This is a genomic window from Cupriavidus sp. CP313 (genome assembly GCF_054072015.1).
In genome coordinates this window covers 169,902-190,211 of sequence record NZ_JBSVZB010000009.1, presented here as the reverse complement: position 1 = coordinate 190,211, position 20,310 = coordinate 169,902, and the positions used below count along the sequence as shown (strand labels likewise).

The following is a 20,310-nucleotide window of genomic DNA, read 5'->3' as shown; positions in this document are numbered from 1 at the left end:
CGGATGCGAGCCGGCAAGGCAGGTTTGTCCCGTTGCGGCAAAGATCCCGGGGACGGCGCCGTTGACCCCGATGCTCCCTTGGATCGTCGTGTCAGCTTCGGCGGATGAGGCTTGCGTGAATGGATCAAAAACTCGAGCAAGCAAGCCAGGGGGAATCGGGTCGCCCTGGCGGTGAACCTCCACTGACACTGAATCCTTGTCCCTGCGTGTGGTAATGCCTATCGGCGCGTCCTCTTCCGGCAGGCCGTTGCCGACCCAAAGGAGCCTGTGGCGGTTTTCTGGCCGACCGGCAGGTCAGATCGACCATCATGGCCAGTAGGGTCCACCTGACACCGACTGACGCCGATAACTCTTCCGGCTCCCACGCAGCCGCTTGTATCGATTGGCGCTTCGGTGAAGCAGATTCCATATCGGCACGGGCCACCACAGAGCCCACTGAAGATGCCGGATATACGACTGTAGGCGATTCCCAACAGGCCACCCTATCGGTCAGTTTCTTGCTGTTGTGGGGAAGTCCCTGTAGAGGGGTTAGCGTCACGGCGCTACTGCCAGAAAGGACTGAATTTCGGCGTTCACGATCGTGCCGTGGGTAAGCGGTCCCATGTGCCCGGCGTCCTGAATTTCGCGCAGTTGCCAATGAGAAAACTCCTGGCAGAGCACGTCAGCAGTCTCCTCAAGCACAAGGCGGGTCCGGGAACCACAGAGTATCAATGTCCGCGCGGTAACACCACGGAAGTCTTGCGCTGTCCTCGACTGTGAACCGGCGTCCCACTCGTGGCGGTTCGGCGGGAGCTGGCTGGCGATGATTCGCTGCCGCTCGATTGGCGTAGAAGCCCATGAACCGTCGCCATTGAAGTAGTCGGTGAATACTTCAGCCAGGGCCTCCCATTCTTTGGCATCGCCCAGCCTTTGCACGGCAGTGTAAATATCTAGTGCTTCGGACCAAGCTTTGGCCCTGCGGTGGCCGTGCAGCAGTCCACATAGCATGGGCTCATAGAGCACCAAGTGGGACACTCTAGGGCCCAGCTTGTTGGCGGTTGCGAGTGCAACGGCGCCGCCCCAAGAGTGCCCGACGAGGCGAATCGAACCCGGAATCGTTTCGCAAAGCGCCAAAGTAACTTCGGCTGCGTTCGCAAGCGTTTGCTTACGCCCAGCCTGCCACGGGGATGTGAGTCCATAGCCAAGCAGGTTCGGGGCGAAGCATCGATACGAAGGACGCAGGGCTTCGATAAGCCGCCTCCATTGCTTGTTCCCGCCGACCGAGCTGTGAACCAGCACGACAGCAGGGCCGGCGCCGTCGTCAAGGTAATCGACTGACAGCTCACCTTTGCAGAGGATTGGCATTCGAGTCCTCCATGAGAAGCGTGATCGACTACTAGAACCGGGTTCATCGATGATGGGTAGGCTTCGATGACGCCCAACGTTAGGCGTCGCCGCGGACGGCCGTGACATGCAGGTACTCGGCGGTGTATTTGGTCGTTCCGTCTGTGGCCATGTTGTGCGAACTCCAGAGCGCTTCCAGGTCAGATCGGAGGCGCGCCTGCGCGTCGCCAACAAGCGCTGCGAAGGACCTGCGCGTCGGACCGTAGTACATGCGAAAGAACTCCACAACGTCCGCTGGGGGCATCCCGTAGTGGAACGGATACTGGTGCTTGACCGCGGTGAGGGACACGACGCCGGTGCCGAATCGCTCGCGAACGACAGCCTCGTTGCCCCAGAGTAGCGGTGAGGGCATGAGATGTGATGGTGGGACATGCTTCGCCATGGTCTTGAAGATCTGGCCAACGAATCCTTCAGGAGTCCAGTTGGCCATGACGAGCGTGCCGCCCGGGCGACAAACGCGCAGCATTTCGGAGGCCACAAGGTCTGGCCGTGGAGCGAACATTGCGCCGATGAGGGACAAGACCAGATCGAAGGACCGGGACGGGTAAGGGAGCTCCTCCGCGTCCCCTTCGTCGAACCGGACGTCGACGCCAGCGTCCACAGCGCGCGATCGCGCGGCGAGGATGAGATTGCTCGCAATATCGACTCCAGTGACTTGCGCTCCGCGCTTGGCTATTGGAAGGGCTGTCTGACCGGCGCCGCAGCCGATGTCGAGCACCTTAGTGCCCGCAGGCACCGAGAGCCGCGACAAGAACTCGGCGGCCCCAGCCTCCATCTCCTTTGCAAAGTGAGCGTAGTCGCCGTCTTCCCAGGTTGCCTTGAGGCGGGACTTCAGAGTTTGCATTTCTGGTGTCATTGTGTTCATGCCAAGTCTTCGTCTGTGTGGGAGGGGAACTGCGTTTTCTGCGACGCCTAACGAGGTTGTAGAAAAACCATCGCCAAAGTATGTCTGGACGGCACACATGTTGCAAGGCATGCGCATCGCAACGACGGTGCACCGCGTGGCCCGTTACAAGACGATCGACACCAGCACGCGCTGGAGCACCTACTCGATCACGATATCGACTTGTCGAGTTTCGATGCTCGCTTCGCGAACGACGACACCGGCGCACCGGCTTACCCGCCGAGCATGCTGCTCAAGGTCGTGCTTCTGGCCTACCCACGTCTTGCAACTCGGTGGCATGGCGGTGCGTAGCCCACTTGATGCAATGTCCTGGCGGGGCGGCAGAAAGCGGACCGTCGTGAACGACTGCTCATGGCCGACAAGCGACCTCCGCCGGTCCTTACTCGAACAGCTCGTGCCGCCCCGACCTTAAACGTCTCATGGCCGTCATGACTACGCCCCGCCGGACGGGTTCGGTAACGTTCTGGCCAAACTTGCGGTCCGCTCTGACCTGCATACCTGGCCAGTATGTCAAAATTCGTTGCCGATTGGTCTGATCCGTTGCCCCTCCGGCGTGGGTGTTCGAGAATGGTTTGTCGCCAATGCATTGGCGATCAGGTTTAGCAGCCTGTACACCACACGACGGACAGAGCCGCGCGAGCGGCTCTGTCCGTCGCGCCATCGAACGTCCACACCTGCGGGCGGGCCTTGGCGGGGGAGCCTCAGGGCTCGCCGGTTTGGTGGCGCCGGTCTGCTAACCCTGCCCTGTGCCCGCCCACCCGATTAGCAGCGGACGACGGGCCTCCATCCCTTTAGTTCGGAGGTCACCATGCAAAGCAACACCCCAGCTCCCCAAGAGCCCACCCTCGCCCAAAAGCAAGCCCAACTAGCCGAGAACCTGGCCAAAGTGGACCGCGCCCAGGCCCGTCGCCACGCCAAAGCCGCTCCGCCCCCACCCAGCAAGGCCGTCACCCTGGAGGACCACATCCTCGAAGCACTGACGACATCCTGCGCGTCAGCGCCGGCCTTCAGTCCTTCCTGACCTTGCTGGACCTGCAGAGCGACGCCATGCCCCAGGGCATCGGCCTCCACGCCCTGCTCTTGCCGCTCAAGCAACAGCTGGACGAGAGCGCCAACCGCCTGCAGGCGCCATCCGCAAGCTCTCCGCCGAGCAGAAACTGCTGGCGGGCAGCCTGGCGATGAACTAGGCGCGTACGGGAACCGCTTTGCGCTTGACGGTCCGCTGTCCGTCTCAATGAAAATCCCGGCTCCCCACCATCAACCGCCCCAGCATCGGGCTTAAATCCACCAGTTCCTTGGCCACCAGGTGGCGCACGTCGCCCTGGCGCTGCCAGGTGCCGACCACGCCCAGCAGCGTGGCGCCCAGCACCTCCTTGCGCTGGCGCTCGACCAGGTCGGGCCACAGGATCAGGTTGACGGAGCCGGTCTCGTCCTCGATGGTGGCGAAGATGGTGCCGCTGGCCGTGGATGGGCGCTGGCGCACGGTGACGATGCCGCAGGCGCGCACGCGGCGGCCGTTGGCGCAGCGCGCAAGCTGGCTGGCGGTGGCAAAGCGCATGGCCGCCAGCTTGTGCCGCAGCAACGCCAGCGGGTGCGACTTGAGCGACAGGCCCAGGCTGGCATAGTCCGCCGCCACGTCTTCGCCGAGCCGGGGCGCGGGCAGCGCCAGCGCGGCTTCGGCGGGCGGCGCTTCGTACAGCAGGTCGCGGTGCGCGGCATGCGCGGCGGCGGCGCGCGCCTGCCAGCGGGCCTGGCGGCGGTTGCCGGCCAGCGGCGCCAGTGCGTCGGCGGCGGCCAGCACGTCGATGTCGTGCCGGTCCAGGCCGGCGCGCAGCGCCAGGTCTTCGACGCTGTCGAACGGACGCTGGGCGCGCGCGGCCTCGATGCGCAGCGCGGCCGCTTCACGCATGCCCTTGACGCGGCTCAGGCCCAGGCGCACGCGCGGATGCTGCGGCCGGCGTGGCCGGATGCGGGCCGCAGCATCAGCGACATCGGCCTCCACCGGCTCCAGCGTGCTGTCCCAGCGGCTGACGGTGACATCCACCGGCAGCACCTGCACATCATTGCGGCGGGCATCCTGCACCAGTTGCGACGGCGAATAGAACCCCATCGGCTGGCTGTTCAGCAGCGCGCACAGGAAGGCGGCCGGATGATGGCACTTGAGCCAGGCGCTGATATAGACCAGCTTGGCGAAGCTGGCCGCGTGGCTCTCAGGGAAGCCATACTCGCCAAACCCCTCGATCTGCTTGCAGATCGCCAGCGCGAAGGATTCCGGGTAGCCGTTGCCGGTCAGCGCGCGCACCAGCGCATCCTGGTGCTGGCGCAGGTCGCCGCGCCGCCGCCACGCCGCCATCGATCGGCGCAGCTGGTCGGCCTGCCCCGGTGAAAAACCAGCCGCGTCGATGGCCAGCTGCATCACCTGCTCCTGGAAGATGGGCACGCCCAGTGTGCGCCCCAACACCTTCTCGATCACCTTGTTGAAGTAGACCGGCAGCTTCTGCGTGCGGCGGAAGGCCTCGCGCCGCTTCAGGTAGGGGTGCACCATGCCGCCCTGGATCGGGCCGGGCCGCACGATGGCGACTTCCACCACCAGGTCGTAGTACTTGCGCGGCTGCAGCCGCGGCAGCATCGATTGCTGCGCGCGCGATTCGATCTGGAACACGCCGATGGTCTCGGCCTTGCAGATCATGTCGTAGGTGTCCGGGTTTTCCTTGGGGATGTCTTCCATGCGCGCCGGCAGCCCCGCGCGCGCCGGGTCCGGGTTGGGGATCATCTGCAGCGCGCGCCGGATCGCCGACAGCATGCCCAGCGCCAGCACATCGACCTTGAGCAGGCCCAGCGACTCCAGGTCGTCCTTGTCCCACTGGATCACGCTGCGGTCGGCCATGGCCGCGTTCTCGATCGGCACCAGCCGCGACAGCTTGTGCCGCGCGATCACGAAACCGCCCACATGCTGCGACAGGTGGCGCGGAAAGCCGCGCAGCTGCGCGGTCAGGCTGGCCCACTGCTGCACCGCCGGCGAATCGGGATCGAGCCCGTAGCGGGCGATCTTCTCGACAAAGCCGCGGCCGCCGTCCCACCAGGCCTGGCCCTTGACCACCTGCTCCACCACACTGGCGTCGATGCCCAGCGCGCGGCCCACGTCGCGCAGCGCGCTGCGCGAGCGGTAGGTGATCAGCGACGCCGCCAGCGCGGCGCGGTGGCGGCCGTATTTCTTGTAGATGTACTGGATGACCTCTTCGCGCCGCTGGTGCTCGAAGTCCACGTCGATATCGGGCGGCTCATCGCGCTCGCGCGACAGGAAGCGGCCGAACAGCAGGTTGGCCTGCTCGGGGCTGACCTCGGTCACATACAGGCAGAAGCACACCAGCGAATTGGCGGCCGAACCGCGCCCCTGGCACAGGATGCCCTCCCCGCGCGCAAAGCGCACGATATCGTGCACGGTGAGGAAGAAGGGTTCGTAATGCTTTTCCTCGATCAGCTGCAGCTCTTCTTCCAGCTGGGTTTCCCATTCTGGCTTCAGGCCATTGGGAAAGCGCTCCAGCTTGCCGCGCGCGACCTCCTTGCGCAGGTAGGAGATCGGCGTCTCGCCGGCCGGCACCAGTTCCTCGGGATATTCATAGCGCAGCATCCCCAGCGAGAAATCGCACGACTCTGCGATCTTCAGCGTCTGCGCCAGCGCCTCGCGCGGGTACAGGCGCGACAGCACCTGGCGCATGCGCAGGTGCTGCTCGGCATTGGGCGCCAGCGCCATGCCGCATTCGGCCAGCGGCTGGCCCAGCCGGATCGCGGCCAGCACATCGGACAGCGGCTTGCGCGAGCGCACGTGCATGGTGACCGCGCCGGCCGCCGCCAGCGGCACGCCGGTCTGCGCCGATACCGCTTCCAGGCGCGCGCGGTGCAGCGCATCGGCATGGCCCTGCAGCTGTTCCAGCGCAATCCAGGCGCGTTCGCCGAAGACCGTGCGGCACCACTCGGCCTGCTCGCGCAGCAGTTCAGGATCGGCGCAATAGTCGGGCAGCAGCAGCGCCACGCAGCCGGGCATGCCGCGCAGGTGCGCTTCGTCGGCGGCAGGCGCGGCCAGGTCGTCGGGATGCAGCCGGTAGGTGCCCTTCTGCGCGCGCCGGCGGCCCAGCGTGATCAGCTCGCTCAGGTTGCCGAAGCCCTCGCGGTGCTGGGCGATCAGCACCAGCCGCAGCGGCGCGCGCGCCGAACCATCGGCCGGGGTCAGGCTGAAGCGGCTGCCGATCAGCAGCGAGAAGGCATCGGCAGCGCGGGCCAGCGCCTGCAGCCGCTGGTGGCGGCTGGCGTAGGCATGGGGATCGTCATCGCCGGCGTCAGACTCTTCGTCATGGTCCAGCAGCGGCTCATCCACGCCCTCCTCCCCGCGTGCGGCGCTGCGCGCCACCGCGTCGTGCAGGCGCTTGCGCAGGGTCTCGATGGCATCGTGCGCGCGCGCGGTGCCGGCCACCGAGCATTCATCGGTCAGCGCCAGCCCGCTGTAGCCCAGCCGGAAGGCGCGCTCGATCAGCTCGCCCGGGTGCGAGGCGCCGGTCAGGAAGGTGAAGTTGGAGATGCAGTGCAGCTCCACGTAATCCGGCAGCGCCGGCAGCAAACCCGGCAGCGAGGCAGGCAAGGACAGCGCGCTCATGCGAACAACCCATGCAGGAACCAGCGGTACTCGCCGCCATCGTCCTGCGCCGCATGGCCCGGACGCTCGCGGAAGATCCAGCAGCGCAGGCCGTCGGCGCGCTCGGCGATAAAGTAGTCGCGCGTGGCCAGCGCGCCGTCCCACCAGCCGGCCTCGATGCGCTCGGGCCGGCTCAGCAGCGCCAGCGGGCCGCCGTGGCAGGGCCGGTGGCGCTGCACCGGCAGCGGCACCGGTTGCGGCAGCAGCCACAGCGGGCGCTCCGGCTGCGGGCCCGGCAGGCTGGCGGCCTTGTTGCCGCCGGGCTCGTCGACCGGGCACCAGCGGTTGGCGCGCTCGGGCCGGTGGTCGGCCAGCGGCCGCGGCTGCAGCACGTTGTCGCGGCCCAGCCGCGCCATCAGCGTATCGAGCAGGCGGCCCAGGTCTTCCGGCGTGCCGCCGGGCTCAGGGAACAGCGCATCGCTTTGCGGCACGCATGCGGCCATCGCCTCCACGCGCAGCGCCAGGCCGGTCACCGGGGCGTGGAAATTGAGCTTGTCGAGCTTCTCGCGCAGCAGCCGCGACAGGTGCGCGGGGTCGCGGCTGGGCTGGGCCAGGCCCACCGGCACCTCGGTGCCGTCGGTGTCCACGCCGCGCCGGTAGCGCTCATGCTCCAGCACCAGCACGCAGCGCGTGACGCCGGCCTGCTGCACTGCCAGCCAGCCCGCCAGCGCCAGCAGCAGGCGCTGCGCGCCGGCCAGCACGCCCTCGGCGGATTCGATGCGGCCCGGCAGGTCCATGCGCTGCGCAAACGCGGGCGGCGCCACAAACCAGACAAAGCGCGCCGGCGTGTCGCCATAAGCCTGGTCCAGCCGCGCCAGCAGCGCCGGGCCCAGCCGGCGCGTCAGGCCCGCGCGCGGCAGGCGCCGCACCTCGCCCAGCGTGCGGCAGCCGATGCCGTCCAGCCAGGCCGGATCGGCCAGCGTGTGCAGCGCCTCCACCGGCAGGCGGTCCAGCAGCCGGTGCAGGCGTGCCATGCCCACCGCGCGCCGCCCGGGCCGCACCACGCCGCGCCGCGTGCGCCGCAGCGGCTGGCGCGCCAGCCACGCGGCGCCGTGCGCGGTCGGGCCGGAGCCCACCTGGGCAAAGGTGCCAAGCTGGCGCACGCAGGCGCGCACCGCGCGGCACAGCGCGCGGTGGCCGCCAAACAGGCGCAGGCTGGCGGTGACGTCCAGCATCACCGTGGCCGACTCCGGTTCCTCGTCGACGGTCACGCCCGGCGTGAAATGCAGCAGCGCCAGCGCCACCGCCTCCATCAACGAAGCTTCCGCGGCCAGGTCGCGCTCCAGCTGCACGATATCGGCCGACAGCGCCTGCACGCCGCCGCGGCGCATGCCGTAGCGCACGCCGAGCTGCATCGCCGGGCCGTTGGCCAGCACCACCTGCTCGCGCGCCATCACCGCCACCGGCAGCGCATGGTGCAGCGTGGCGGTGGCGGCAGGCGGGCTCACGGCGGGCGCCAGCTCAGGCCAGTTGGGCTGCAGGGCGTCCAGGGGCAGGCGCGGCAGGTGCACCGCGATCCAGTACGGCATCGGAAGAAGATGGAGAAGACGACTCAGACAAGGCAGGTGCTCCTGCCGGGACAGGCCAGGCGGCCGCGCGCGTGGCCGCCGCCATCCCGTCCAGGCGCAGCAGCAGCGGCGTGTCCCGCACCGGCCCGCGCCGCTTGTGGAAGGTGATCGACAGCACATTGCCGGGCAGCGGCACCAGCAGCAGCCGCAGCACCGCCGGCGACGACTCGCGCAGCGCCGTGGCCGGGCGCAGCGCCCATGCCACCGCGTCGCCGGCCTGCGCCAGCACCTGCAGGCGGCGCAGCGCCTCGGGGCGGGCCGCGGGCAGCCAGACCAGCACGCCGCCAAAGGCCTGGCTGCGCAGCACCTGCTCGGCCGCCCACAGCATGTCGGCCTGCTGCGCGGCTTTGCCGGCGCCGGCCGGGGGGCGCATCCAGTAGAGCTGGCGCGCCGGCAGCCCGGCCGCGGCCAGCCCCATCGCATTGGGCAGGTAAGGCGGCGCCACCAGCGCAATGCGGCGCCCCGCCCCGGCCAGCGCGCGCAGCGCCGGCAGCAGCAGGCGCAGCTCGCCCGCTCCACCCTGCGCCGTCAGCAACTCCGTCAGCCCGCCCGCCGGCCAGCCGCCGCCGGGCAGCTCCGCCGACAGCGCGTCATACCCGGTCGGGCATATCGCCGCACTGCCGGCACGGCCCAGCTGGCCGGCCCGCCACAGCCCGGGATAGCGCTGCTCGAGCTCCGACAGCGCCTGCTGGCGCGAGGCCAGGGCAGGCTCCGGGGGCGCCGGCGCAGGGAAAAGAAGGCCCTCCGCCGCCATGGGCGGGGCTGCGTGCGATTGCGCAGTCATGTGGAGTTGGCGTCTCTCGCCGGGGGCGGCGAGAAACTAATATGTTTACGATACCTGTATATTTATACAGTATCGGGTGCCAGCGCAAGGGGTAGCGGCGAGGGGTGGCCTGGGGGACACCGGGGAAGGGAGACGGGCGGGCGGCGGCCGCCATAGAAAATAATTCGATAGCATTAATTTTTAGCAACATAGCTACTATCGAATGATACGTGCCTGGCTATCGGCGCGCCGATGTATCATACTAAGACATGCATACATCAGTGAAATAATGCTATGTCATTAGTTTCTCAGTGCCGCGACATGCGTGAAGCCAGAGGCAAGACCCTGACCGAGATCGGGCGGGTGCTGGGCATGGCAAGCCAGAACCTGTCGGCGATCCTGCTGGGGAAGAAGGACAGCCGCGCGTCGACCCTCGAAGCCCTGGCGGCCGCCCTGGACGCAGAATGGGTCCTGGTGCCCAACGAGCGGGCACAGGAAGTCAGGCAAGTCCTGGAAGGCAAAGGCAGCGGGCCCGACCGCAGTGCCCGCAGCGCAGTCGACATCTTCCTGGACCAGGAATGAGCTACGAACTGCATCCGCGCTTTCTTGAGGTCCGGCTGTACGACCAGCTATGCGGCTACCTGTGCGAGGCCAGCGGCAATGTCCGGTTCGTGCCATCCGAAGCCTTCCGGGGCGACACGCGCCGCCCCACACTCAGCCTGTCGATCAGCGTCCCGACGGAGGCCGGCCGCAAGGCCACCGCCGAGGTGCTGGACAACCCCTTTCATCCTGCCGTCTACAGCACGGGCCATGAACTGCCGCCCTACTTTGCCGGCCTGCTGCCCGAAGGCGAACTGCGCAAGCGGCTCGAGGCAACGCGGAGCAATCCCGATGACAAGGACGATTTCGGCATCCTGGCATCGGCCGGCAATGATCTCCCCGGGGCCGTCGTCATCGTGCCGGCGGACATCGGCGCCTTGCCGGAGTATGCGCGGACGTATGGCGTGACCGGCGGCGCGGACAACCTGGAAATTGCCGTGGTGGAGGGCGCCACGCAGGGCGCGGCCTCGGTGTCCGGCGTGCAGAACAAGCTGGCCCTGTCGACGGTGCTGCAGGACAAGCGCTACACCCTGCCAGCCAAGGGCAGGCTGTCCGACATCATCGCAAAGCTTCCTGCCAGGAACGATGATTCGCAGGTATTCAACGAATCGATCTCCATGCAGCTCGCGGCCGCCGCCGGCGTCCATGTTGCGCCGACGAGAGTGCTGCCAGTCTCGACCATCGAGGTCGAGGGACTGGTTGAATCGTTGGGCGAGAACCTGCACTACCTTGCGGTGGACAGGTTTGACCGCGCCCCGGCCGGGCGTGTGCACGCCGAAGACGGCTGCCAGATGCTGGGCAGGATGCCAGCGAAGAAGTACGCCGGCATCGAGAGCTACATTCAGCTCGTTGCCACCCTGTATCGCCTGAGTCCGAGCGGGGTCGAGCATGCCCGGCAGTTCTTCCTGCGCCAGGCGGTCAACACGCTGATCGGCAACAGCGATGCGCACCTGAAGAACTTCTCGGTGATCTATCACAACGGGGTCTTGCCAGAACTGTCACCGGCGTACGACATCGTCTGCGTGGCGGCCCTCCCCGGCTTTGCGACCTATGGCCAGAACGTTGCCATCGACAAGCGGCAGCGCGAAGAAACCCTGGCAACGTATGAGACCATCGCGGAACAGGCCGGCGTCCCGCGGCGCATTGCGACCGCCGCCGTCAGGGAAGCCGTCGCGCTGGCGCATGCCAACTGGCCGCGCATGCTGGACGACCTGGACGCGCCGCAGGCGATCCGCAATGTCGTTGCCGAGCGCCTGCAGACGCTGCCGCTTGCACGGGCCGGCAGGCCGGCCAGGTGAGGCGCCCGCCAGCCACCCTCACGGCGCCTGCATCGACACCCCATAGCCGGCAAAGATGCGCGCCAGCTCGCCATTGCTGCGCAGCGCGCTCAACGCCTTTTCCAGCGCATCGGCCAGTTCCCGCTCGTCTGCCTTGACCGCCATGCCGACGGCCCACCCGCGCTGCGGCAGCAGCGGCGCGCTGGGTTCCGCCGCGGCAAAGCGCGCCCCGGATTGCCCCGCGGCCTTGAGCGCGCTCTCGTATTGCGCGCGCGTCACCATCGCCGCCGCGATCTCGCCGGAAAACAGCGCGCGCAATGCCGCGTCGGCTTCAGGGTAGATCCTGACCTTGTCGCGCAAGGCGCCGCCCGCGCCGGACAGCAGCGCATTGGCCCCGGCCGACCCGGCTGCGGCGCCGGTCGGCTGCCCGGCCAGGTCTTCGAGTCCGCGCACCACCGGCACGCGCTCGCGGTCCTGCACCAGCACGAAGGTCTCGCGGTAATACGGCGCGAAGATCAGCGCCTTGTCGTTCTCGCGCATGAAGGCGCGGTCGACCGGCACGTGCAGCATCACGTCGGCTGGTCCGTAGCCAAGGTAATGGCCGCGCCAGACCATGGCACGCAAGTCGTCAGCCATGCTTTCATCGCCATCGAACGGCATCAGTGCCACCGACAGGCCCAGCTCCTTGCCCAGTGCCCTGGCCAGGGCCACGTCGATGCCCGCAACCTGGCTGCCCGCGATCGCGGAGAACGGCGGCAAGCCTTTGTAGACCGCCACCTTGAGGGTGCCGGTCTGGCGGATCCTGGCCAGGTCGGCCTGGGCCGGTTGCGCGCAGAAGAGCGCGGCGGCAGCCAGCACGGCGCCGCACAGCCAGCGCACGGCGCCGGCCGGCGCCGCCGGCATGGGGGACACGGAAAGCCTATGGCCACGAACAGGGCTGGCAGGCATGGGATTGGCTCCTGGAAGATGCGTTGACCCGGCACTGCGGGCCGGGGCTGGACAACGGGGACGGAAAGCCGGCGCAGCCGCCCCTCACTCGCGGCGCGACTCCAGGTAGGTCTTGATGGCCCACACCGCCTCCTGGCTCAGCACGCCGTCGAACGGCGGCATGTACACGCGGCCGTCGCGCGTGCGGCCCTTGCGCACGGTGGTGGTGTAGAACTGCGAGATCTCGCTCATGCACGCCTGCTTCTTCTTTGCATCCGCCAATGAGACGCAGTCGCCGTCAAGCTTGCGCAGGTCCGGCGCGATGCCCCCTGACACCGCTTCCAGGCCATGGCAGCGCGCGCAGTTCTGGTTGTAAGCCGAAGTGCCGATTCGCAGCGCCTCCTTGTGCGCATCGCCGCTGCGGTAGGGATTGTCCGGGCGCCATTCGTCGCCCAGTTGTGGTAAGGCTTTGGTATCGACGGCTTGGGGCGTGACGTCGCCATGGGCCAGCACAGAGCCGGCCGGGACGGCGGTCAGGGACGCGCAAAGCGCGAGCAAGGCAAGCAGGCGGCGCTGCGATTTCATGGATGTCTCCTACAGTGGATGGGTCTTGGTGGTTTGCCCCATTTCCGCAAGAGCCATACCAGCCAGCCGGACCGGGCCTGGAGGCGCCTGAAGGCAGGCTTCGCCGCGCCGCCATCGTTCTGTGCAACGCAGCATCGCGGCACGGGTGTCCCGGATTGCCACACCCTGGCAAGTGTTTTGCTTCATGACGCAACACTGTCGACCACGCGCCCGGCGAAGGCGCCGACAGCGACCCGCGCCAAGATCGCGGGCGGACTTTCCACAGGAGACAGAGAAATGACCTTCCAGCCGGAACCGGCCCGCCCCGCGGCGGGCGCCCCGGGTGACACGGGGCAGCCCGAGCGGGCCGAACTGATTGCCCAGTCCCACCAGCGTTCCGAGTCCTATGGCCTGCGTCCCTATGAATCGCCCGACTTCTGCCCGGTGCTGCAGAGCGAGCTGAAAACGCGGATCGAGCGTAGCCAGTCGCTGTTCGCCTATGCGCTGCCGGTGATGGAAACGCTCTACGACCAGATCGTGAATACGCAGAGCATGGTCATCCTGACCGACGCCGATGGCCTGATCCTGCACTCGATGGGCGATGACGACTTTCTGGCCCGGGCCAACCAGGTCGCGCTGCGCCCGGGCGCGGAGTGGTCGGAAGCGCGCCGCGGCACCAACGCCATCGGCACGGCCCTGGCCGAGAACCGGGCCACGCTGGTACACGGCGCCGACCACTTCCTGGAGGCCAACCAGTTCCTGACCTGCTCGTGCATGACCATCCTCGACCCTTACGGCAAGACCGTGGGCGCGCTGGATGTGACCGGCGACCAGCGCGGTTTCCACAAGCACACCATGGCGCTGGTGCGGATGTCGGCGCAGATGATCGAGAACCAGCTGTTCGGCAACGCCTTCCGCGACATGGTGTGCATCCGCTTCCATTCGCGCGCGGAGTTCCTGGGCACGCTGGTGGAGGGCATCGTCTCCTTCACGCCCGGCGGGCGCTTCCTGTCAGCCAACCGCAGCGGGCAGTTCCAGCTTGGCCTGTCCAATGGCGCCCTGCATGCGCACACCTTTTCCTCGCTGTTCGGGCTGTCGATGTCGCAGCTGTTCGACGCGGTGCGCGCGGCCCATGCGGGCATCGTCCAGCTGCAGCTGCCCAGCGGCGTCAAGGTCAGCGCCCGGGTCGAATGGAAGCCACCCGCCGCATCGCTGCCAGGCAACACCGATGCCGGCCACGCAGCCCCGCCCGGCACCGCCGCCGCACCGCGCAGCCTGGCCGCAGGCCCGGCCCGCTCGCCCGGGCTGGACGACCTGGACACGGGCGACGCGCAGATCCGCGCGGTCATCGGCAAGCTGCGCAAGGTCATCGGCAAGGATATTCCGGTGATGGTGCTGGGCGAGACCGGCACCGGCAAGGAACTGATGGCGCGCGCCATCCACGCCGACAGCCCGCGCCATGCCGGGCCGTTCATTGCCGTGAACTGCGCCTCCATCCCGGAAAACCTGATCGAGTCCGAGCTGTTCGGCTATGAAGAAGGCGCCTTCACCGGCGCCCGCAAGAAGGGCGGCATCGGCAAGATGCTGCTGGCCAACGGCGGCACCCTGTTCCTGGACGAGATCGGGGACATGCCGCTGCATCTGCAAGGGCGGCTGCTGCGCGCGCTGCAGGAACGCGCGGTGTCGCCGCTGGGCAGCAGCAAGGTCATCCATGTCGACGTCTCGGTGGTGTGCGCCACCAACCGCAACCTGCGTGATCTGGTCGCCAACGGCCAGTTCCGCGAAGACCTCTACTACCGCCTCAACGGGCTGGTGGTGCGGCTGCCGGCCCTGCGCGAGCGCGGCGACCTCGACGCGGTGGCCGCCAGGCTGCTGCGCCAGGACCACGCGGGCGTGCAACCCGGCGAGCCGCCCCGCATCCGCGAGTCGGTGATGGAGATGTTCCGCCGCTACCACTGGCCGGGCAATATCCGCCAGCTGTGCAACCTGCTGCGCACCGCGCGGCTGATGGCCGAAGGCGAAGCCGAGATCACCGAGGACCACCTGCCCGACGACTTCCTCGATGACCTGCGCGAGCGCCAGGGGGGTGCGGCGGTGCCCGCGGGCCATATGCTGCCGGGCGCGCAGCCCACGCGGCTGGCCGATGTCGAGGCCATGGCCATTGTCGCCACGGTCAAGGCGCACAACGGGAATATCTCTGCGGCGGCCAAGGCGCTGGGGATCTCGCGCAATACGGTCTACCGGAAAATGGAAGAGGCGCGCGGGCTGCCCAACCAGGCCGGCTGATCCCGGCCACGCACCAGGGCGGCCGCGCGCTCAGGCCAGCGCCTCGCCCTGCATCCACAGGTCTTCCAGCTCGCGCCAGGCGCGCTGCACGTTCAGCGGGTGGCGCGACTGGAAATGGCGCCAATGCCGGAACGGCGCCGCCGCCACGGCGTCGCTGGCGCGCGAGGCATCGCTGCCCGCGGCCAGCGCGGCGCCGATTCCATCCGCCAGCGCATCCAGGTAAGCCAGCGTCGGCGCCAGCGTCTGGGCCGGCGTGCCCGGCGCGGTGCCCACCACCGTGCGCGCCGGCAGCTCCTGCAGCCGCCGCAGCGCACGGCGCCACCCCTGCAGGGAGGCCTCCTGCATCTCCGGCACGCGCTCGCGGTAAGCCAGGCCGCCCGCACACAGCAGTTGCAGTTGCGGCGCGTACAGCACCGTATCCGAGGCACTGTGCGCGTTCGCGTAAACCTGCACCTGCCAGGCGGTAGCGCCGGTGTGCAGCCAGCCATCGGGCTGTAGCGCGGGCTCCGGCAACACGATCGCGGCGCCGCGCATGGCACCGTTGCCGAGCAGCGTCGCCATGCGGGCCAGGCAGGCCGCGCAGCGTTGCCGCATCAGCGCAGCCGTGGCGGCGGAGGCCAGGAACACGGGCCGGGGCCGCAGCCGTGCGAACGCGGCATTGGCCAGCACGTTCTCCGGGTGGGCGTGCGTGTTGACCACCCAACGCACGGGCTGCGGCGTCAGTGCCCGGATGGCGCCGAGCAGCGCACCGCCCCACGCCGCCTGCGGCCCGGGGTCCACCACCAGCACGCCCGCACCGCTCAGATGGACCAGGGTCGGTACCACTTCGGCGGCGTTGGCGCGCGCCACTTCGGCATTGCCGGCGCGGGCCACGTACACGCCTGGCTGCAGCCGCTCCAGCGTGACCCGCGTGCCGGCAGCGGCCGCCGGGTGCCAGCCGTTCATGGCCAGCGCAAGCGTGGCGCCAAGAAAGCCGCGCCGCGTCGTGGGCATCACCGCTGCCAGCCCGCGGCGCGGATCGCGGCCACCAGCGCGTCGCGCATGACCCCGGCCGCCAGGTGTCCGCCGTCCACCCAGGCCAGCCTTGCGCCCGGCATGGCGGCCTGCAGGCGCAGCGCGTTGGCGGGACAGCAGACCTTGTCGGCGCGGCCATGCAGCAGCGTCACCGGCAGGCCATGCGCGCCGATGACCCGCGCCGCCCTGAGCAGGGCCGGCTTGCCCAGTCCGGCCCGGTTGCGCAGGTAGTGCGCCTGGATGCGGTATTTGTTCACCGCGGCCATGCGCTCACGCCGCGGCTGCCGGCGCGAAGGCGACGCAGGGGAAAGACCCAGCAACGCCTGTTCGCTCGCCTGCCACGCCGCAGCAGTGTCCTGTTTTTGAACAGGCGTACCACTTTGCAACAGCCGTGACACAGTGAGCAGCCGCGCGCGCGCATCGGGCAAGCGCTCGCCCCATGCCTTGACGCAACTGCAGCATGCGGCGGCCCCCATGGCGCGGTGAAAACAGCGCGAGCACATCGTCGCGGCCAGTCAGGAAGGTGCCGCGCAGGACCAGCGCCGCCACGGCGTGCGGGCATTGCGCCGCGTACGCCAGGGCAAGTGCCGCACCCCATGATCCGCCCACCACGCCCCAGCGCTCGATGCCCAGCGCGCGGCGCAGCTGCTCCAGGTCGGCCAGCAGCGCGCCCACGGTATTGCGGCGCAGGCAGCCAGCCGGCCTGGAGCGGCCGGCGCCGCGCTGGTCCGGCATCACCACGCGGTGCCGCCGCGGGTCGAACCATTGCGCCATGGCGGCAGAGCAGCCGCTGCCCGGCCCGCCATGCAGCACCAGCCACGGCTCGCCGTCCGCGGCGCCGGCCAGCCGCACATGCACGCGCTGGGCGTCGGGCGTACGCAGGTGGAAGGTGGTGGCCGTGCCGGAAAAGCCGGCGGATATCGTGGATGCGTCGGGCATGGATGTTGCCTTGAGGGGATGCGGCAGTCGGGCGGCAGCCAGGCGCCGCTGCAAAACGATATTCACTAACCATGCCACCCAAGGAGAGAGACATGCGCTGGACCACCCCCGCCTACACCGAGCTGCGGCTTGGCTTTGAAATCACGATGTACATCGCCAACCGCTGAACGTGCCGCGGTGCCTGCGACCGGCGGTGCGCCGACAGGCAAGCCGCGGACCGCAAGCACAACCAACGCAGGCAGGCGCCAGGGCTGGCGCCTGCTCCGTGAAGCCATGACCCAACACCAAGCGCTCGCGCCATGACAAGCATCCGCGTACTGGGGTCGGCCGCCGGCGGCGGCTTTCCGCAGTGGAACTGCAACTGCCACAACTGCGACGGCGTGCGCCGCGGCACGGTGCGCGCCACGCCACGCACGCAATCCTCGATCGCGCTGACGGGCGACGGGCCTGATGCCATCCTGGTCAATGCCTCGCCCGATATCCTGCAGCAGCTGCGCCAGGCGCCCGCGCTGCAGCCCGCGCGCGCGCCGCGCGACACCGCCATCGCCGCGGTCGTGCTGATGGATGCGCAGATCGACCACGTCACCGGCCTGCTGATGCTGCGCGAACACCGCCAGGCGCTGCCGGTCTATGCCACCGCCGCCGTCCTCGACGACCTGGGCGCCGCCTTCCCGCTGACGCGCATCCTGTCGCACTACTGCGGACTGCAGACGCACGCCCTGCCCTGCGACGGCACCGCGTTTTCAGTCCCGCCGCTGGACGGCGTGACACTGACGGCGATACCGCTGGAGAGCAAGGCCCCGCCCTACTCGCCCAACCGCCACGCGCCGCGCGCGGGCGACAACATCGGCCTGCGCATCGAAGACCGCCGCAGCGGCCGCCGCGCCTTCTACGCGCCCGGCCTGGGCCGCATCGACGACCACGTCCTTGCGGAGCTGCACAGCGCCGACATCGTGCTGGTCGACGGCACCTTCTGGCGCGACGACGAGATGCAGGCGCCGGGCTTCTCCGGCAAGACCGCCGCCGACATGGGCCACCTGGCCCTGTCCGGACCCGGCGGCATGATCGAAGTCCTGGAGCGGCTGCCCGCCAGCCGCAAGATCCTTATCCATATCAACAATACCAACCCGGTGCTGGTGGAAGACTCGCCAGAGCGCGCCGAGCTGGCGCGGCACGGCATCGAGGTGGCGTACGACGGCATGGAAATCGCCCTATGACATCAGCCATCCTCCCCCTCCCCCTCCCCCTCTCCCCAATCCCCTGGACCGAGGCCGAGTTCGAGGCCCGCCTGCGCGCCCGGGAAAGCGGCTACCACATCCACCATCCCTTCAACCAGCGCATGGCGGCGGGCCAGTGTTCGCCCGCGCAGATCCGCGCATGGGTGGCCAACCGCTTCTACTACCAGGACAACATCCCGCTGAAGGACGCCGCCATCCTGTCCAACTGCCCCGAGCGCGACACCCGCCGCGAGTGGGTGGTGCGCATCCTTGACCACGACGGCACCGACACCCAAGCCGGCGGCATCGAGGCCTGGCTGCGCCTGGGCCAGGCGGTGGGCCTGGAGCGCGAAGCGCTGCTGAGCCACTGGCACGTGCTGCCCGGGGTGCGCTTTGCCGTCGATGCCTACGTCAACTTTGCGCGCCGCGCGCCGTGGCAGGAAGCCGTGTGCTCGTCGCTGACGGAGATGTTCGCGCCCGCAATCCACAAGGAACGCCTGGCCGGCTGGCCCACGCATTACCCGTGGATCGAGGCCGCCGGGCTGGACTACTTCCGCTCCCGCATTCCGCTCGCGCAGCGCGACGTGGACCATGGCCTGCGCGTGACGCTGGGCCACTTCCGCACCGCGGCGCAACAGCAGCGCGCCCTCGACATCCTGCAGTTCAAGCTCGACGTGCTCTGGTCGATGCTCGACGCCATCCAGCAAGCCAACCCATGACAGCCAGCACGCAAGACCTCGCCACACCGACCCTGCACCGGACCTTTCGCCTGCAATGGGAAGCGTCCCAGCAAAGCTGGGTGCTGCTGTACCCGGAAGGCCTGGTCACCCTCAACGACAGCGCCGCCGCGATCCTGCAGCGCTGCGACGGCAGCCACACGCTGGACATGCTGATCGACGACCTGCAGGCCGCATTTGGCGTGCAGGGCATCGCCCCGGAGGTACATGCCTTTGTCAAACATGCCATCGAACGCGGTTGGCTGGTCTGAGGTCCCGCCCGGCCCGCCGCTATGGCTGCTGGCCGAGCTGACCTACCGCTGCCCGCTGCATTGCGCCTTCTGCTCCAACCCGGTGGACTATGCCCGGCATACGGCCGAGCTGAGCACCGCGCAATGGTGCGACGTGTTCAGCCAGGCGCGGGCGCTGGGCGCGGTGCAGCTCGGGCTGTCCGGCGGCGAGCCGCTGCTGCGCAAGGACCTGGAGATACTGGTCCGGCATGCGCATGGCCTGGGCTTCTACACCAACCTCATCACCTCGGGCGTGGGCCTGACCGACGCCCGCCTTGCCACCCTGCGCGACGCCGGGCTGGACCATATCCAGCTGTCGTTCCAGGACTCCACCCGCGAGCTCAACGACTTCCTGTCCAGCACCCGCACCTTCGACCTGAAGCAGCGCGTGGCGCGCATGATCAAGGCGCACGGCTACCCGATGGTGATGAACTGCGTGCTGCACCGGCATAACCTGCCGCATGTCGGCACCATCATCGAAATGGCCCTGCAGATGGGCGCCGAATACCTGGAACTGGCCAACACGCAGTACTACGGCTGGGCCTGGGAGAACCGGCTGGCGTTGCTGCCCACCCATGAGCAGCTGCGCGAGGCCGAGGCCGTGGTCCAGCAGTACCGCGCGCGCATCGGCAGGCAATGCCAGATCCTGTTCGTCGTGCCTGACTACTTCGAGGCGCAGCCCAAGAAGTGCATGAACGGCTGGGGCACCACCTTCCTTGGCGTGGCGCCGGACGGCACTGCGCTGCCCTGCCACGCGGCGCGCATGCTGCCCGGCATGGCGCTGCCCAACGTCACCACGCAGGGGCTGCGTGAGATCTGGACCGAAAGCGATGCCTTCCGCCGTTTCCGCGGCACGCAGTGGATGCAGGAACCCTGCCGTTCCTGCGACCAGCGCGAGCAGGACTACGGCGGCTGCCGCTGCCAGGCGTTCCTGGTCACCGGCGACGCCACCGCCACGGACCCGGTTTGCGAGCGCTCCGGCGCGCACGACAAGGTGAGCGAGATCGTGCTGCAGGGCCGGCTGGCCGTGGCGCAGGCGCGCGAGCAAGCGATGGTATTTCGCAGCGATGGCAACTCGCTGCGGCTGAGCAGCGGCCAGCGGTAAGAAAGGAAAGACCCCGGCAAGGCAGGCGCCAGCCGGGGTTCCTTGCCGGCATGACGGCATCGTCAAG

General features: G+C 68.7%; 16 protein-coding genes and 2 pseudogenes. 9 read left to right on the top strand and 9 right to left on the bottom strand.

From position 1 onward, the window contains the following. Positions 1–534 precede the first annotated feature (534 nt). Both ACW4E8_RS15330 and ACW4E8_RS15325 read right to left on the bottom strand, forming a co-directional pair. A complete protein-coding gene (locus tag ACW4E8_RS15330) occupies positions 535–1,344 on the bottom strand; it encodes an alpha/beta fold hydrolase (protein ID WP_456805263.1) in 810 nt (269 codons plus the stop codon). A 79-nt stretch (positions 1,345–1,423) separates the two neighbouring features. Then, positions 1,424–2,248: a class I SAM-dependent methyltransferase gene (locus ACW4E8_RS15325; RefSeq protein WP_456805262.1), complete on the bottom strand. Its 825-nt coding sequence runs from the start codon at positions 2,246–2,248 to the stop codon at positions 1,424–1,426. An 847-nt stretch (positions 2,249–3,095) separates the two neighbouring features. On the opposite strand from ACW4E8_RS15325, the pseudogene ACW4E8_RS15320 reads away from it, so the two are divergent. Beyond that, positions 3,096–3,469, top strand: a pseudogene (locus ACW4E8_RS15320) (DUF1484 domain-containing protein). Between the two features lie 49 nt (positions 3,470–3,518). On the opposite strand, the gene ACW4E8_RS15315 reads toward ACW4E8_RS15320, so the two are convergent. The 3 genes from ACW4E8_RS15315 to imuA are packed head-to-tail and all read right to left on the bottom strand — an operon-like array spanning position 3,519 to position 9,329. Then, positions 3,519–6,938: an error-prone DNA polymerase gene (locus ACW4E8_RS15315; RefSeq protein WP_456805261.1), complete on the bottom strand. Its 3,420-nt coding sequence runs from the start codon at positions 6,936–6,938 to the stop codon at positions 3,519–3,521. Beyond that, positions 6,935–8,506, bottom strand: a complete 1,572-nt coding sequence (locus ACW4E8_RS15310) for a Y-family DNA polymerase (protein WP_456805260.1) — start codon at positions 8,504–8,506, stop codon at positions 6,935–6,937. The genes ACW4E8_RS15315 and ACW4E8_RS15310 overlap by 4 nt, the downstream gene beginning before the upstream one ends. Further along, entirely contained in the window at positions 8,439–9,329 is an 891-nt protein-coding gene (gene imuA / locus ACW4E8_RS15305; protein ID WP_456805259.1) for a translesion DNA synthesis-associated protein ImuA, read from the bottom strand. The genes ACW4E8_RS15310 and imuA overlap by 68 nt, the downstream gene beginning before the upstream one ends. Before the next feature lie 300 nt (positions 9,330–9,629). Here imuA and ACW4E8_RS15300 point away from each other — a divergent pair, with 300 nt between their 5' ends. Next, positions 9,630–9,890 carry a helix-turn-helix domain-containing protein gene (locus tag ACW4E8_RS15300; RefSeq protein ID WP_010809785.1) on the top strand — a complete coding sequence of 87 codons (261 nt, stop codon included), beginning with the start codon at positions 9,630–9,632 and terminating at the stop codon, positions 9,888–9,890. Then, positions 9,887–11,206 carry a type II toxin-antitoxin system HipA family toxin gene (locus ACW4E8_RS15295; RefSeq protein WP_456805258.1) on the top strand — a complete coding sequence of 440 codons (1,320 nt, stop codon included), beginning with the start codon at positions 9,887–9,889 and terminating at the stop codon, positions 11,204–11,206. The genes ACW4E8_RS15300 and ACW4E8_RS15295 overlap by 4 nt, the downstream gene beginning before the upstream one ends. Before the next feature lie 18 nt (positions 11,207–11,224). Here the strand turns inward: ACW4E8_RS15295 and ACW4E8_RS15290 are convergent, their stop codons facing one another. Further along, the gene (locus ACW4E8_RS15290; RefSeq protein WP_456805257.1) at positions 11,225–12,133 is read right to left on the bottom strand and encodes a substrate-binding periplasmic protein; all 909 of its coding nucleotides are present in this window, start codon (positions 12,131–12,133) and stop codon (positions 11,225–11,227) included. A gap of 84 nt (positions 12,134–12,217) precedes the next feature. After that, positions 12,218–12,697, bottom strand: coding sequence for a cytochrome c-550 PedF (gene pedF / locus ACW4E8_RS15285; RefSeq protein WP_456805256.1), 480 nt, complete (start codon positions 12,695–12,697; stop codon positions 12,218–12,220). 276 nt (positions 12,698–12,973) lie between these two features. Between pedF and ACW4E8_RS15280 the strand changes: the two genes are divergently transcribed. After that, complete coding sequence (locus tag ACW4E8_RS15280; RefSeq protein ID WP_456805255.1) at positions 12,974–14,962, top strand: sigma-54-dependent Fis family transcriptional regulator; 1,989 nt, start codon at positions 12,974–12,976, stop codon at positions 14,960–14,962. A gap of 30 nt (positions 14,963–14,992) precedes the next feature. Here ACW4E8_RS15280 and ACW4E8_RS15275 read toward each other — a convergent pair whose 3' ends face one another. Both ACW4E8_RS15275 and ACW4E8_RS15270 read right to left on the bottom strand, forming a co-directional pair. Continuing rightward, a complete protein-coding gene (locus ACW4E8_RS15275; RefSeq protein WP_456805254.1) occupies positions 14,993–15,955 on the bottom strand; it encodes an MBL fold metallo-hydrolase in 963 nt (320 codons plus the stop codon). Beyond that, positions 15,955–16,981 (bottom strand): annotated as a pseudogene (locus ACW4E8_RS15270) (alpha/beta fold hydrolase). Before ACW4E8_RS15270 ends, ACW4E8_RS15275 begins: the two are co-directional and overlap by 1 nt. 26 nt (positions 16,982–17,007) lie before the next feature. Between ACW4E8_RS15270 and pqqA the strand changes: the two are divergent. From pqqA to pqqE, 5 genes are all read left to right on the top strand, one after another. Next, complete coding sequence (gene pqqA / locus ACW4E8_RS15265; protein WP_010809778.1) at positions 17,008–17,082, top strand: pyrroloquinoline quinone precursor peptide PqqA; 75 nt, start codon at positions 17,008–17,010, stop codon at positions 17,080–17,082. Positions 17,083–17,214: 132 nt separating this feature from the next. Further along, on the top strand, positions 17,215–18,132 hold the full coding sequence (pqqB, locus tag ACW4E8_RS15260; RefSeq protein ID WP_456805253.1) for a pyrroloquinoline quinone biosynthesis protein PqqB: 918 nt from the start codon (positions 17,215–17,217) through the stop codon (positions 18,130–18,132). After that, a complete protein-coding gene (pqqC, locus tag ACW4E8_RS15255) occupies positions 18,129–18,851 on the top strand; it encodes a pyrroloquinoline-quinone synthase PqqC (protein WP_456805252.1) in 723 nt (240 codons plus the stop codon). The genes pqqB and pqqC overlap by 4 nt, the downstream gene beginning before the upstream one ends. Further along, on the top strand, positions 18,848–19,120 hold the full coding sequence (gene pqqD / locus ACW4E8_RS15250; protein WP_456805251.1) for a pyrroloquinoline quinone biosynthesis peptide chaperone PqqD: 273 nt from the start codon (positions 18,848–18,850) through the stop codon (positions 19,118–19,120). Before pqqC ends, pqqD begins: the two co-directional genes overlap by 4 nt. Further along, on the top strand, positions 19,092–20,243 hold the full coding sequence (pqqE, locus tag ACW4E8_RS15245; protein WP_456805298.1) for a pyrroloquinoline quinone biosynthesis protein PqqE: 1,152 nt from the start codon (positions 19,092–19,094) through the stop codon (positions 20,241–20,243). Before pqqD ends, pqqE begins: the two co-directional genes overlap by 29 nt. The last annotated feature ends 67 nt before the right edge of the window (positions 20,244–20,310 follow it).

Excerpts from the sequence above, each read along its gene's own strand:
- pqqC (WP_456805252.1), top strand. The coding sequence starts at position 18,129 with ATGACATCAGCCATCCTCCCCCTCCCCCTCCCCCTCTCCCCAATCCCC.
- ACW4E8_RS15325 (WP_456805262.1), bottom strand. The coding sequence starts at position 2,248 with ATGAACACAATGACACCAGAAATGCAAACTCTGAAGTCCCGCCTCAAG.
- ACW4E8_RS15290 (WP_456805257.1), bottom strand. The coding sequence starts at position 12,133 with ATGCCTGCCAGCCCTGTTCGTGGCCATAGGCTTTCCGTGTCCCCCATG.
- ACW4E8_RS15315 (WP_456805261.1), bottom strand. The coding sequence starts at position 6,938 with ATGAGCGCGCTGTCCTTGCCTGCCTCGCTGCCGGGTTTGCTGCCGGCG.
- imuA (WP_456805259.1), bottom strand. The coding sequence starts at position 9,329 with ATGACTGCGCAATCGCACGCAGCCCCGCCCATGGCGGCGGAGGGCCTT.
- pedF (WP_456805256.1), bottom strand. The coding sequence starts at position 12,697 with ATGAAATCGCAGCGCCGCCTGCTTGCCTTGCTCGCGCTTTGCGCGTCC.
- pqqB (WP_456805253.1), top strand. The coding sequence starts at position 17,215 with ATGACAAGCATCCGCGTACTGGGGTCGGCCGCCGGCGGCGGCTTTCCG.
- ACW4E8_RS15280 (WP_456805255.1), top strand. The coding sequence starts at position 12,974 with ATGACCTTCCAGCCGGAACCGGCCCGCCCCGCGGCGGGCGCCCCGGGT.
- ACW4E8_RS15275 (WP_456805254.1), bottom strand. The coding sequence starts at position 15,955 with ATGCCCACGACGCGGCGCGGCTTTCTTGGCGCCACGCTTGCGCTGGCC.
- ACW4E8_RS15300 (WP_010809785.1), top strand. The coding sequence starts at position 9,630 with ATGCGTGAAGCCAGAGGCAAGACCCTGACCGAGATCGGGCGGGTGCTG.
- ACW4E8_RS15310 (WP_456805260.1), bottom strand. The coding sequence starts at position 8,506 with ATGCCGTACTGGATCGCGGTGCACCTGCCGCGCCTGCCCCTGGACGCC.
- pqqD (WP_456805251.1), top strand. The coding sequence starts at position 18,848 with ATGACAGCCAGCACGCAAGACCTCGCCACACCGACCCTGCACCGGACC.
- ACW4E8_RS15295 (WP_456805258.1), top strand. The coding sequence starts at position 9,887 with ATGAGCTACGAACTGCATCCGCGCTTTCTTGAGGTCCGGCTGTACGAC.
- pqqE (WP_456805298.1), top strand. The coding sequence starts at position 19,092 with ATGCCATCGAACGCGGTTGGCTGGTCTGAGGTCCCGCCCGGCCCGCCG.
- ACW4E8_RS15330 (WP_456805263.1), bottom strand. The coding sequence starts at position 1,344 with ATGCCAATCCTCTGCAAAGGTGAGCTGTCAGTCGATTACCTTGACGAC.